This is a genomic window from Hyphomicrobiales bacterium (assembly GCA_002869065.1).
Taxonomy (GTDB): Bacteria; Pseudomonadota; Alphaproteobacteria; order Rhizobiales; family Rhodobiaceae; genus Rhodobium.
This window is the reverse complement of the sequence record PKTR01000006.1, coordinates 218,302-231,524: the sequence shown is the minus strand read 5'-3', so window position 1 is coordinate 231,524 and position 13,223 is coordinate 218,302. Positions and strand designations below refer to the sequence as shown.

11 protein-coding genes are annotated in these 13,223 nt (G+C 62.9%); 2 read left to right on the top strand and 9 right to left on the bottom strand.

What is annotated here, in order from left to right; genetic code table 11:
• Nucleotides 1–111: 111 nt before the first annotated feature.
• From C0606_16180 to C0606_16165, 4 genes are all read right to left on the bottom strand, one after another.
• The gene (locus C0606_16180; GenBank protein PLX36234.1) at nucleotides 112–2,346 is read right to left on the bottom strand and encodes a glycine--tRNA ligase subunit beta; all 2,235 of its coding nucleotides are present in this window, start codon (nucleotides 2,344–2,346) and stop codon (nucleotides 112–114) included.
• A 98-nt stretch (nucleotides 2,347–2,444) separates the two neighbouring features.
• The gene (locus C0606_16175) at nucleotides 2,445–4,367 is read right to left on the bottom strand and encodes a DUF2207 domain-containing protein (GenBank protein ID PLX36233.1); all 1,923 of its coding nucleotides are present in this window, start codon (nucleotides 4,365–4,367) and stop codon (nucleotides 2,445–2,447) included.
• A 70-nt stretch (nucleotides 4,368–4,437) separates the two neighbouring features.
• A complete protein-coding gene (locus C0606_16170) occupies nucleotides 4,438–4,995 on the bottom strand; it encodes a hypothetical protein (protein ID PLX36232.1) in 558 nt (185 codons plus the stop codon).
• Between the two features lie 284 nt (nucleotides 4,996–5,279).
• The gene (locus tag C0606_16165) at nucleotides 5,280–5,519 is read right to left on the bottom strand and encodes a glutamate synthase (GenBank protein PLX36231.1); all 240 of its coding nucleotides are present in this window, start codon (nucleotides 5,517–5,519) and stop codon (nucleotides 5,280–5,282) included.
• A gap of 247 nt (nucleotides 5,520–5,766) precedes the next feature.
• On the opposite strand from C0606_16165, the gene C0606_16160 reads away from it, so the two are divergent.
• Both C0606_16160 and C0606_16155 read left to right on the top strand, forming a co-directional pair.
• A complete protein-coding gene (locus C0606_16160) occupies nucleotides 5,767–6,576 on the top strand; it encodes a hypothetical protein (GenBank protein ID PLX36230.1) in 810 nt (269 codons plus the stop codon).
• Entirely contained in the window at nucleotides 6,573–7,175 is a 603-nt protein-coding gene (locus C0606_16155; GenBank protein ID PLX36229.1) for a hypothetical protein, read from the top strand. The genes C0606_16160 and C0606_16155 overlap by 4 nt, the downstream gene beginning before the upstream one ends.
• Nucleotides 7,176–7,214: 39 nt before the next feature.
• On the opposite strand, the gene C0606_16150 is transcribed toward C0606_16155, so the two are convergent.
• The 5 genes from C0606_16150 to C0606_16130 form a co-directional block, all read right to left on the bottom strand.
• Nucleotides 7,215–8,162, bottom strand: a complete 948-nt coding sequence (locus C0606_16150; GenBank protein ID PLX36228.1) for a glycine--tRNA ligase subunit alpha — start codon at nucleotides 8,160–8,162, stop codon at nucleotides 7,215–7,217.
• 529 nt (nucleotides 8,163–8,691) lie between these two features.
• Nucleotides 8,692–8,883, bottom strand: coding sequence for a hypothetical protein (locus tag C0606_16145; protein ID PLX36227.1), 192 nt, complete (start codon nucleotides 8,881–8,883; stop codon nucleotides 8,692–8,694).
• Nucleotides 8,884–8,954: 71 nt separating this feature from the next.
• Entirely contained in the window at nucleotides 8,955–9,722 is a 768-nt protein-coding gene (locus C0606_16140; protein ID PLX36388.1) for a S49 family peptidase, read from the bottom strand.
• Nucleotides 9,723–9,909: 187 nt separating this feature from the next.
• Nucleotides 9,910–10,509 (bottom strand): hypothetical protein, encoded by a 600-nt coding sequence (locus C0606_16135; GenBank protein PLX36226.1) that lies wholly within the window; start codon nucleotides 10,507–10,509, stop codon nucleotides 9,910–9,912.
• Between the two features lie 154 nt (nucleotides 10,510–10,663).
• Nucleotides 10,664–12,970 (bottom strand): NADP-dependent malic enzyme, encoded by a 2,307-nt coding sequence (locus C0606_16130; GenBank protein ID PLX36225.1) that lies wholly within the window; start codon nucleotides 12,968–12,970, stop codon nucleotides 10,664–10,666.
• Between the last annotated feature and the right edge of the window lie 253 nt (nucleotides 12,971–13,223).

The following is a 13,223-nucleotide window of genomic DNA, read 5'->3' as shown; positions in this document are numbered from 1 at the left end:
GATGCCAGGTCAAGCCCGGCATGACGACGGCGGGTGTTCAGCGCGTGGCACCGCAGTGCGGGCCGGACGCGCGCCTGCACTTTCTCGGCAGACGACGCCCCTACCCCGCCGCTACGCCTCGATGCGATCGAAGTCGGCGACGGTGGCGGTTGCTTCGCGGATCTCGTTCAGCAGACGCAGGCGGTTTTCGCGCACGGCGGCATCGTCGGCATTGACGAGAATGTCGTCGAAGAAGGTATCGACCGGCGCGCGCAGCGCGGCGAGCGCGGTCATCGCGGCGGCGAAGTCTTCCTTCGCAACCGCCTCCCCGACCGACTCCTTGGCGGTGTCGATGGTCTTGGCCAGCGCGATTTCGGCTTCCTCGGCAAACAGGTTAGTCTGCGGTTCGCCGTCGAAGTTGCGGCCGTCCTTCTTTTCCTCGGCCTTGAGGATGTTGGCGGCGCGGCGGTAACCGGCGAGCAGATTGGCGCCATCGTCGGTTTCGAGGAACTTGCCGAGCGCCTCGATGCGGCGGACGACCAGCCAGAGGTCGTCCTGACCATCCAACGCGAAGACCGCGTCGACCAGATCGTGGCGGGCACCCTCGTCGCGCAGCTGAACCTTCAGGCGGTCGGCGAAGAACGACAGCAGATCGCCGATCAGGCCGCTTTCCCACGGCGTTTCCGGCACCTTGTCGCCGATCGAGTCGAGCACCTTTTCCGCCGTGCGGCCAAGGAAGGACAGCGCCTCCTCGGCGAGGCTCTTGCCTTTGCCTTCCTTCAGGAACGGCAATTCGGCGATGCTCTCATGGCCGCGCGCGGAGGCGATATCGGTCAGCGTGCGACGCAGCGCATGGGTGCCGAGTTCGTGCAGCGGCACGCGAAGGTTCTGTTCCAGCACGATGCGGATGATGCCGAGTGCGGCGCGGCGCAGCGCGTAAGGGTCCTTCGAGCCGGTCGGCTTTTCATCGATGGCCCAGAAGCCGACCAGAATGTCGAGCTTGTCGGCGAGCGCGACGGCGATCGCGACCGGATCGGACGGCACGGCGTCGGACGGGCCCTGCGGGCGGTAATGCTCTTCGATGGCGGCTGCGACGGCGGCTTCCTCGCCCTGCGCCAGCGCGTAGTAGCGGCCCATCAGGCCCTGCAGCTCGGGGAACTCGCCGACCATGTCGGAGACGAGATCAGCCTTCGCCAGATGGGCGGCGCGTGCGGCAAGCTCCGGATCGGCGCCGACCTTCGGCGCAATGGCGCGAGCAAGACGTTCGAGCCGCTTCACCCGCTCGCCCTGCGAGCCGAGCTTTTCATGGAAGATGATGGCGTCGAGCTTCGACACGCGCTCGTCGAGCGGCGTCTTCAGATCGGTCTGCCAGAAGAAATCGGCGTCCGACAGGCGGGCACGCACGACGCGCTGGTTGCCGGCGACAATGGCCTTGCCGCCGTCGGTCGCTTCAAGATTCGAGACCAGAACGAACTTGTTGGCGAGCTTGCCGGTCTTCGGATCGCGCAACGAGAAGCACTTCTGGTGGGTCCTGATCGAGGTGATGACGGCTTCTTCCGGCACTTCGAGGAAGCGCTCGTCGAAGGTGCCGACCAGCACGACCGGCCATTCGACGAGGCCGGCGGTTTCTTCCAGAAGGCCCGCATCCTCGACCAGTTCAAGGCCGAGCGCCATCGCCTGGTTGCGGGCGTCGTGCAGGATGATGTCCTTGCGGCGGTCGAGGTCGAGCACGACCCTGGCCTTCTCGAGCGCCGGCACGTAGTCGGAAAAGCGCTTCACGGCGAAGGCCTCGGGCGCGAGGAAGCGGTGGCCACCCGTCGTGTTGCCGGAGCGGATCCCGTCGACCTCGAAGTCGATGACTTGCGTTTCCTCGTGTTCCGGCCCGAAGGTGCACAGAATGCCGTGCAGTGGACGGACGAAACGCAGCGTGCCCGTGCCCCAGCGCATCGACTTCGGCCAGGGGAACTTGCGGATCACGTTCGGCACGAGTTCGGCGATGACTTCTTCCGCCGTGCGGCCGGGCTTTTCGATGCGGGCGACGTAGAAATCGCCCTTTTTCGGATCGGAGGCGATCTCGGCGTCATCGACGGAGGCGAGACCTGCTGCGCGCAGAAAGCCTTCAAGCGCCTTTTCCGGCGCGCCGACGCGCGGTCCCTTGCGCTCTTCGCTGGTGTCGGGCGAACGGGCCGGAACGCCGGCCACGTGGAGGGCCAGACGGCGCGGCGTCGCGAACGCTTCGGCGCCCTCGAACGCCAGACCGGCATCGACCAGCCCGTCACCGACGAGTTTCTTCAGGTCGGTCGCAGCGCGGCGCTGCATGCGCGAGGGAATCTCCTCGCAGAAAAGCTCAAGCAAAAGATCTGGCATGGTATTCGGACTCCGTCAGCCGGCGCGATGTCCGTTAGCAAGCATGAGGGGAAAAGTCACCCCCTCAGCCCCGTAATCGCACCGGCCGAGGCTGCGGCTTACCAGCCGCCGCCGCCGCCGCCACCGCCGCCACCGCCGGAAAAACCGCCGCCGCCGGAGCCCGACGAGCCCGACGATTTCGGCATCGCGCTCGACACCGAGGCACCGATGGAGGAGACGAGCCCGGAGGCTGCGGTCGAGAACCGGTCCGGCTGGAAGTCCGAGCCGCGATACCAGTACGGATGGTAGTGGTAGGTATCCGGGTTTGGCACCGTACGGGCGATATGGGCGGCAAGCGCCTTCGACCACGGCTTTTCGACGCCGAGCGCCACCGCATAGGGCAGATAACTCTCAAACAGCTTCTCCGACATATCCGGCGCATCCTTCATGTTCATGCGCTCGGCCTCTGCCGTTTCCAGATAGAGACGGAAGCCCTCGACATCGTCCATCACCTTGCGGCCGACCACGGTCGGCGCGCGCACCAGATGGAAGAAGGCGATGTTCATGGCGCCCATCAGCAGCGCGATGAAGCTGACGAGTGCGCCCCAGCCGCTGGTGCCGCCGACAATGGCGAGGAAGCCGAAGATCAGGATCACGGCGCCGAGCACCGTCAACAAGATGCCGAGCAGCTTCGAGCCGCCGCCGGGGATCCAGCCGAGCAGACGGCGCATGCCGGCGGAAAACACGAAGGTGCCGCCCGCGCCGCAGGCGAGCCCGATCAGGACACCGAAAACCTGGTCCTCGTTCGGAAGCTGGAAGACGAAATAGCCGACGACGGCGGCGATCGTGAACACGACCCCGATGACCACATAGAACACGTTGTTCTTGAAGAAGATGCCTTCGTGCTCGCGCAGCAGCGCCGATCTGAACCGCGATTGCGCGCTTTTCACGGTGGTGCCGTTCGCCCGTTCGAAGACGAAACGGTCACGCTTCTTGAGTAGGGCGTTCCAGATCGCGCGTTCGCCGGACGGGAGCCCGTACTCGTCACCCTCGCCCTTCTCGACCGCGATCTTTTTCTTGTCGGTGTCGTCGATGGTCAGCCTGCCTTTGACCGCGAGCGAGAGCAGCGCGGCAATGAAGGCCTTGGTCGAACTCGACCCGCTCGACTTGAAGCCCATGAAGTGCAGGTAGGAGACCGCGGCCGGCGACAGGCCCTCAGGCGGTTCGAACAGCGGAATTATCGTGCCGCGCGGCGGATCACGTCCAATGCTAGCCCAGATAAGGGAAAAGAACGCGGCAAGGCCGAGCCCGCCGCCCCCCATCAGGACGAAGCCCAAATTGTCCAGCATCTGGCGCAGGAACTGATCCGACTCGCTCGGCGCGTCGAGAATGCCCTTGCGGAAGCCGACGGCAACCGTCAGCCCCTCGCCCGCAAGCAGAATGCGGGTCGCTTCGAACTGAATCTGGGAATTGCTGCTCGCCGTCACCCGGTAGTCCGAGCCGCTCGCCCCATAGCCGCCGGTGTAGCCCGCCGACTGCATGATCTCGGCGCCCACCGGCAAATGGATTGTGGCGACCGCGCGCATGATCGGGAACGACCAGCGGGTGCCGGTCACGTTCCAGAAGAGCTCGTCGTAATCCTTGAAGAATCGGATCTGCCGCGTGGTGCGATAGCGGATCGTGTAGAGATATTCGCCGGTCTCGATGAACACATTGGCATCGCCGATATAGATGCGGACATAATCGTTGATCCGCTCGGTGTGATACGGCTCCGCCTTGCCATCGCGCAGGATTTCCAGGATCTCGAAGCCCACCTTGGTGTAGAGCCCGTTCGGCTCGACATTGCGGACGGGGAAATCACGAAAGATGCCGCGCTTGATCTCGCCGCCTTCGGCGCGCACGCGGATGGTTTCGGTGACGACGAGATCGCCGCTCTGCTCGACGACGATGTCGCTGCCGTAGAACAGGATCTGCTCAGCCGCCGCAGCCGGCAGCGCGCTCAACAGGACAGCGAAAACAGCGAAAAGAACACGACGCAGCATGGATCGGCCTCCCTTGCGTCAGAAAAAGCCGGACGGCCGCATCAGGCCGCCGCCCGGATATTTGTCCGGATCAGAACGAGACGTCGGGAACGGCGCGGTCGCCGGTGTCTTCGAGCTCGAAATACTCCGCCTTTTCGAACTTGAACTGCGAGGCGACGAGGTTCGAGGGGAACTGCTCGACAGCGACGTTCAGATTGCGCACCGCGCCATTGTAGTAGCGGCGGGAAAGCTGGATCTGGTTCTCGATCTCTTCGAGCGAATCCTGGAAGTCGACGAAGTTCTGGCTCGCCTTCAGGTCGGGATAGTTTTCCGCAAGGGCAAAGAGCCGGCCAAGCGCGCCGGACAGCGCGCCCTCGATGCGGGCCCGTTCGGCCGGATGCTCACCGCCGGCGGCCTGTGCCTGCGCGCGCAGCTCGGTGACGCGCTCGAGCGTCTCGCGCTCGTGGCCCATATAGCCCTTCACCGTTTCCAGCAGGTTGGGGATCAGATCGGCACGCCGCTTGAGCTGCACGTCGATGCCGCTCCAGCCTTCGCCTACCATCTGGCGCTTCTTCACCAGGCCGTTGTAGAGAGTGATGCCGTAGATCGCGATGACGACGAGAATCGCAAGAACAATTGCGCTGTACATGACCAACCCCGTTTGGCGACGCGTCCGGAACGGACGCTAGGTAAGGTATCAGAGAAAGCATGCTGCATTCTGCACGAGATGAGCAACATGCTGTCTCTCATTGTGGTGCCGCGTTTTCTTATCCAAAAAGTCTGTCAACTTTTTGGGAAAGCGCTGAATTTCCAAGGATCGGCGAAATTGCGACCCTTGAAGATCATCGGCAACGTCGCAGGCGGACAGACAGCATTCTACGCGGGCTGCCTGTCGCGCCTTTCACATTTCGGGGCGAAGTATAGGTCGGAAAATCAGAGCTTGCTGTGCGTTCCGTCACAGAACGGCTGATTCTTGCTCATCTTGCAGCCGCAGAAGAACTTGCGGCCGGAGGCGTCGGCTTTCCAGCGAACCGGCTGGAAATCGGTGCCGGCGTGCGAGCCATCACAGAACGGCTGGTTCTTGGACCGGCCACAGGCGCACCAGAAATAGGCTTTGCCTTCCTCGACCTCGACCGGATACGGCGCCTTCTGGGCGATAACGGGATCAGACATGGGGCTTCCTCCTCATGGAATGCAGTCGCCGAGAAGAATAGCGCAGCCATCACATTCGGGAAGGCTGATGTTTCGAGAAACATCATTGTCCCGCGACGACCGCGCGACCGTTGCGCCAGCAAGCGCTTGGACACTCACAATACAGCCGGCCGGCGAACGATCCCGCCATGCAATTTTAGATTGACGCATCTCTCTGATCGCGTTCTCCTTGCCATAACACTCACAACCTCATGGAGAGTCTGCTGCAATGGCTCCCCGCTCCATCACGCCCAAGGATTCTCGGTTTGCCCATCGGGCCCGCCAGGTCTTGATCGAACGCTTTTCTAAAACGCCTTTTTCCTTCGACCCGAAGCCATTGGTCGCTTTCGATGCGCGCCGCACCGACACCATGCGGCGTGGGTTCCGTCCACTCGCAAAGCTCGCCAGTGGTGAAGGTGGGCCGATTTTTTCGGTCCTCAAATTGGAACGCTTGTTCGGCGTTCTCAGCAGCGGCCACAGCCTTAGCGCCCACGAGATTGACTGGGGTATTCATCTTACAGAGCCGCAGACAACAAAAGCGATCGTGCACCTGCTTCAACCCGACGGCTCTGACAAGCAGGCCAGCCGATTGGCGGCTTTTCTGAAGGCACTTGGCACGCCAGACGTCCCCAACCTCGAGCTTCTGCGGTCCGCCGAAATAGAGGCGGAGCGTCCGGTCGACGGCGGGCGCATCGACATTGAGGTCCGCATTCCGTGTTCCCCTAATGCCGATAGCTGGCGTCCCATCTTGGTCGAGGCGAAGTTCGGACATACGCTGACCAAGGGACAGTTGGGAAAGTATACTCGATCGGTTTCCGCCAAACCCTACGTCGACAAGGCAGCCGATTTTGTCGTGCTTGCGCAGTACGACCGCGAACGAGCGCACATTTCGGAAGACGACAAGGAATGGCGGTTTCTGACGTGGCGTGAGCTGTGGCTTCGCTTCGAGCGCCTGCGGCCACGCGACGACGATCCGAATTTCACGATATTTCTGAACATGCTCTGGAGCCGCATCGGCGGCCTAGGCGGAGACGGATGATGACCTACACGATACCGGAAAGCCTGCAGGCGTATTTCAGCGATGACCGGGCAGTCGCCCGCGCCGTCGACGCCCTCGTCCCCGACCTCGCCGGGAAGAAATGTCCCGAGTTCGAGTTCGATCACATACGGAACTACAACCAAGCACTTCTGATGGCTGCAAAGGTGCGTGCCGATTTCATCGATGTGCTGTTCGAGCTGTGGAATGGCACTTTTGGAGCCGCGAGCGCAGCTGCACTTTTCGGCGAGGAAAACCTCGATCCCGTTTCGTCGGAGAGCACGCCTTACGCGATATGGGAGAACTCTCAGATCAACCGCCACTATTTCGGAACGCAGGAACGCGGCGCCGCCTGCATGACGGTCACCATGGATCGCTGGTCAAGAAAAGTCTCGCTCGAGCTTTGGAGCGACGACGATGATTTCGACGTAAGCAGCCTGAGCGCGGACGATTGGGATGCCAAAACCTGGGACGGCAACGTCTACCTGCGGTCCACGGAGGTGGCCATTTCAGACCTGATCGCCGACCCGCACTCAACCATCGAGAAATTGCGCGGCCATGCAGAAGCTATCGTTCAGGCCCTTAAGAACAACGAAGCCTAAACCGAGTTGCGCGCCACGGCGCGACTTATCGAGCCCGCTTTAGCTCGCGATCGTCGCCCCGCCGCCCTCGGTCTTCAGCCAGGCGGCGCCGCAGGCTTTCGCCAGTTCGCGCACGCGCAGGATGTAGCTCTGGCGCTCGGTGACCGAGATCACGCCGCGGGCGTCCAACAGATTGAAGACGTGGCTGGCCTTGATGCACTGGTCGTAGGCGGGCAGCGCGCAGGCGTGCAGCGCGCCGTCTTCCTCGGCCTCGCCGGCTTTCAGGATACGGCGGCATTCCTCTTCAGCGTCGCGGAAGTGGCGCAGCAGCATCTCGGTGTCGGCTATCTCGAAATTGTGCTTCGAATATTCCTTCTCGGCCTGCAGGAAGACGTCACCATAGGTGATCTTTTCCGCGCCCTCGCGACCGTTGAAGTTGAGGTCATAGACGTTGTCGACGCCCTGCACATACATGGCGAGGCGTTCGAGCCCGTAGGTCAGCTCGCCCGAGACCGGCGCGCATTCAAAGCCCGCGACCTGCTGGAAATAGGTGAACTGCGAGACTTCCATGCCGTCGCACCAGCATTCCCAGCCAAGCCCCCAGGCGCCGAGCGTCGGGCTCTCCCAGTCGTCCTCGACGAAGCGGATATCGTGCAGCCGGTTGTCGATGCCGATCGCCGCGAGGCTGTCGAGATAGAGCTGCTGCAGATTGTCCGGCGACGGCTTCAGGATGACCTGGAACTGGTAGTAGTGCTGCAGCCGGTTCGGGTTCTCGCCATAGCGGCCGTCGGTCGGGCGGCGCGAGGGCTGCACATAGGCGGCGCGCCAGTGTTTCGGCCCGAGCGAGCGCAGCGTCGTTGCCGGGTGGAAGGTGCCGGCGCCGACTTCCATGTCGTAGGGCTGCAGCACGACACAGCCCTGATCGGCCCAGAAGCGCTGGAGCGTCAGGATCAGGCCCTGGAACGAGTTCTGCGGGCGCATGTGGGTGGGGAGCGCGGCTTCCGACATCGACGAACTTCCGGTTTGCTTCGATCACTGCCATCTGGCGATTTGGCCGGGACACTACATGAAGTCGCCGCAGGTGCAAATCATCTCATGCCGTCAGGGTGCGGCGGCCGGTTTCGGCGCGCGGACTCCACATCATACGAGAATCGGTGCAAGGTCTCGCCGAACTGTGCTGCCGATCACATCCTTCCGGGCCGGCGCGGTTCACAAGTGGCGTTGAGAGCGGCGGACCGACCGCTGCACCGTTTCCGAAGGAGCCCTGCTCATGTCCGAGATGGATACGACCGCGATCGCCACGACCCATTCCGCGCTTGCCGACACCCGCCTGCCGACCGGCCTTGCCGTCGCGACCACGCTGATCGTCGCCATCGCCGGCCTGTTGAGCACGGCGCTTTACTGCTGATTTTTCTGAAAAACTAGACCCGTAACGCGCTCATTCCTGTTGCGTTTGCTTCGCAACCGACACAGGCTTCGCGGGTTTGTTTTCGCGTTTTCTTGTCCAAAAAGTCTGTCAACTTTTTGGGAAAGCGCTTTAGTCCTCGTCGCTCGGGCGGAACACGCCGTCATCGCCGGCGCGCAATGTCGGCACCGAGTCCTTGGCCTTCCGCTTGTCCTTCTCGACGTCGCGCAGCCGTTTGTCGACGCGCGCCATCTCGCGCTTGAACGCCTTCCAGCCGAAATAGGCGCCGGCGCCGATCAGAGCCATCACAACGAGCTGAGCCATCGCGTATCGTTTCCCCCGTTGGCCCGCGTAGCGGCGAGCCCGTCATTCGTTCGCCGTTGCCGGCTGTTCGATTATAGGCCGTAGCGCTGCCACAGCGCGCGCGTCTCGAGCGCGGCGACCATGTCTTCGGCGAGCGAAGCCTCCGATTTCAGACCCGCAAACACCCCTGCCCCATTGCCACGCGACCAGGGAAAGCGCTTTTCGGCCGACACGAGCTTCATCTCAACACTCTCGCCGAAGCGTTCGCGCAGGACGGAGCGGATATCGCCGATCTGGTCGACGAGGCCAAGATCGCGGGCCTGCGTGCCGGTCCAGAACAGACCGGAGAACAGATCCTCATCGTCGCGCAGGATATCGCCGCGGCGGCCCTTCACCATGTCGATGAAGGTCTCGTGGATCTCCGCCTGCAGACTCTTCAGGTGCTCGATATCGTCTTCGTTTTCCGGCGCGAAGGCATCGAGGATCGCCTTGCGGGTGCCGGCGGTGTAGACGCGGCGTTCGATGCCGAGCTTATCGATCAGCCCGACGAAGCCGAAGCCCTGCGACACGACGCCAATGGAACCGACGATCGAGGACGGGTCGGCGACGATCTCATCGCCGGCAAGCGCGATCATGTAGCCGCCGGAGGCCGCGACATCCTCGACGAAGACGAGGACGTCCTTCTCGTTTTCTTCCGCCAGCGCGCGGATGCGCTTGTAGATCAGATTGGACTGCACCGGCGAGCCGCCAGGCGAATTGATGACGATCGCCACTGCCGGCGCCTTCTTCATCGAGAAGGCCTTCTTCAACGGCGCGGCGAGGCTCGCGAGCGACACGCCGGGACGCAGCGGCACGGCCATGCCGATGGCGCCCGACACGCGCACGACCGGGATCACGGTCGGCTTGTCGAACAGTTTCTTGTTCAGCCACTGGCGGAATTCATCGAACACAGAACGCTCCCGGCGAATGTCTCAGGACATAGCGAAAGCCACGCCGGAAAACGGCGCAACCTTCCCGCTGCCGCCTAACATGGGAACGCCACGGCGCTCAAGCAAGCCGGGTTTCGGTCTGAACCGTTTGCGGCTTTCTTGCGAGGCTTGCCTTGCGACGCTCGGGAACATGTTCGCGCACGAAGTGATTGACGAAGGCGTCGCAGCTCTTCCAGTCGGTGAACTCGGTGTGGCCGGACGCATCGGGCGTCACGCCCTTCTGGCGCAGGATCCGATGCAACATCATGCGCTTGAAGAAGCCGAGCTTGTCGTCATGCACGGCACCCGCCGCCTGCAGCTTCATCGCTGGCGCAAGACCGACATGATCCAGCAGATCGTTGGTGATCGCCTTGGCCGCGTCGCGTTCCTTCTGATCCTTCGAACCGGCCGACAGGCTGACGGTGACGAACGCAGTCGGGATCGCCGCCAGGCGGTCCTTGTGGTCAGCCAGGAACTGCACCAGCTTGTCGTCGTGCTTTTCGTAATGGATCGGCCCGGCGATGATCGCCCCGTCGATCGCATCGGGCATTTCCCCGTCGGTGTGGGCATCGAGAACCGAGACGTTGTGACCCTGCCGCTGCAGTTTGTTGGCCGTGCGACAGCAAATCTTGCGCGTTTGCCCCTCAAGCGAGGCATAGACAATCAGAATGTCCGCCATTTTTCCCCCTACTCTTGTTCAACTGCGGCTTTGCCGTTCAGCTTTTTCTTTGAGGGTGCCCCAAATGGCGGGCCGTTTTCAATTGTCTTGTTTGCGTATGATGATCTGCGTAGGCGGGGCAGCGCTCCGCCGCCCCGCTTCGGGAGTGCTGACGTTATTCGGCAGCGGCAGCCTCGCCCGCCATCAGTGACTGCGCCTCGACAGCGGCGAGCGCCGACATGTTGACGACGCCGCGCGAGGTGATCGACGGGGTCAGCACATGGGCGGTCTGCGCCGCGCCAAGCAGGATCGGCCCGACATGCAGCGCGTCGGTCATCACCTTGATCATGGTCAGCGCAATGTTGGCGGCATCAAGCGAGGGGAAGACGAACAGGTTGGCGTCGCCTGGCAGCTTCGAATTCGGCATGACGCGCTCGCGGATCACTTCGGAAAGCGCGGCGTCACCATGCATTTCGCCATCGACATCGAGATCGGGCGCAAGCTCCCAGACGCGTTCGACGGCTTGCCGCATCTTCATCGCCGACGGCGTGTCGCGCGAGCCGAAATTCGAATGCGACAGCAGCGCGGCGCGCGGCGTGATGCCGAAGCGGCGGATATGGCTGGCCGCCAGCACGGTCATTTCGGCGATTTCCTCAGGGCCCGGATTGTCGGTGACGTAGGTATCGGCGAGGAAATAGGCGCCCTTGGTGTTGATCAGCATCGACAGGGTCGAATAATCGCGCACCCCCTCGGCCAGGCCGATGATGTTGCGCACATCACGCAGATGCTTCACGAAGCGGCCGTCGAGACCGCAGATGAGCGCGTCGGCATCGCCGCGTTTCAGCGCCAGTGCGCCGATGACGGTGGTGTTGGTGCGCACGATTGAGCGGGCGACCTCCGGGTTCACGCCGCGCCGGCCGACGCAGGAGAAATAGAGGTCGACATAGTCGCGGTAACGCGGGTCGTCGTTCGGATCGACGCATTCGAAATCGCGCCCCGGACGGACCTTGAGGCCGAAGCGCTCGGCGCGTTGCTTGATGACGTCGGGACGGCCGATCAGGATCGGCTGACCGATGCGGTCCTCGATCAGCACCTGCGCGGCGCGCAGCACACGCTCGTCCTCGCCGTCGGCATAGATAATGCGGGTTTCCTTGCCCCGCGCCGCCTCGATGATCGTCTTCATGACGAAACCGGAGCGGAAGACGAAGCGGTTCAGCCGGTCGAGATAGGCCTCGAAATCCTCGATCGGGCGGGTCGCGACACCTGAGTCCATCGCGGCCTGCGCCACCGCCGGCGCAATGCGCAGGATCAGCCGCTGATCGAAGGGCGACGGGATGACATATTGCGGGCCGAAGGTGTGGCTGACGCCGCCATAGGCCTTGGCCGCCACTTCCGACGGCTCTTCCTTGGCAAGCTCGGCGATGGCGCGGACGGCGGCGTGCTTCATCTCCTCGTTGATCGTTGTGGCGCCGACATCGAGCGCACCGCGGAAGATGTAGGGGAAGCAGAGGACGTTGTTGACCTGGTTGGGATAATCCGAGCGCCCGGTGCCGATCACCGCGTCTGGGCGCACCGCCAGCGCCTCTTCAGGCATGATCTCCGGCGTCGGGTTGGCAAGCGCCAGAATGAGCGGGCGTTCGCCCATCGCCTCGACCATCTCCGGCTTCAGCACGCCGGCAGCGGACAGGCCGAGGAACACATCGGCGCCGGGGATGACGTCGGCGAGCGTGCGCGCGTCAGTTTCCTGCGCAAACGCGCCCTTCCACTCGTCCATGCTCTCTTGGCGGCCGACATAGACGACGCCGTCGATATCGGTGACGAAGATGTTCTCGCGCCGTGCGCCGAGCGAGACCAGCATTTCGAGGCAGGCAAGCGCCGCCGCGCCCGCGCCCGAGGCGACGATGCGCACTTCGCCGATGTCCTTGCTGGCCAGTTCCAGCGCGTTGACGACGGCGGCGCCAACGATGATCGCCGTGCCGTGCTGGTCGTCGTGGAACACAGGGATGCGCATGCGTTCGCGCAGCGCGCGCTCGATGCGGAAGCATTCCGGCGCCTTGATGTCTTCCAGATTGATGCCGCCGAAGGTCGGCTCAAGGGCTGCCACTGCATCGCAGAAATGATCGACGTCGGTCTCATCGACCTCTATGTCGAAGACGTCGATATTGGCGAATTTCTTGAACAGAACCGCCTTGCCTTCCATCACCGGCTTGGAGGCGAGCGGTCCTATCGGCCCGAGGCCGAGCACCGCCGTACCGTTGGTGATGACGCCGACGAGGTTGCCGCGCGCCGTGTAGTCGCGGGCCGTTGCCGGATCGGCGGCAATGGCGCGGCACGGAGCGGCAACGCCGGGGGAATAGGCAAGTGCCAGGTCGCGCTGGTTGCCGAGCGCCTTGGTCGCCTGGATCTCCAGCTTGCCGGGCCGCGGATAGCGGTGGAAAAACAGGGCGGATTCGTCGAGATCGCGTTCCGGCTCCTTGCCCATATGCGCTTCCTAACTTGTTTTCAGTTAACTTCTATTCCAGCGTCAAGTTGACGTCGCTTCCTTGCTGCAATTATGCGCATCTATCAGCGAAAACAATTCACTATTGGTAACACATCGCGAAATTGCGCTGAGTTAACCCGCTTTCGGTTTACTTCCCGGAATTCGCCGCAACGGCATGCAACAGGACCAACCTCGCGACTCCTCTGCCCGAGTATGCCACAAAGATCTCGGCGCGCGAATTGTCGCAGTTATG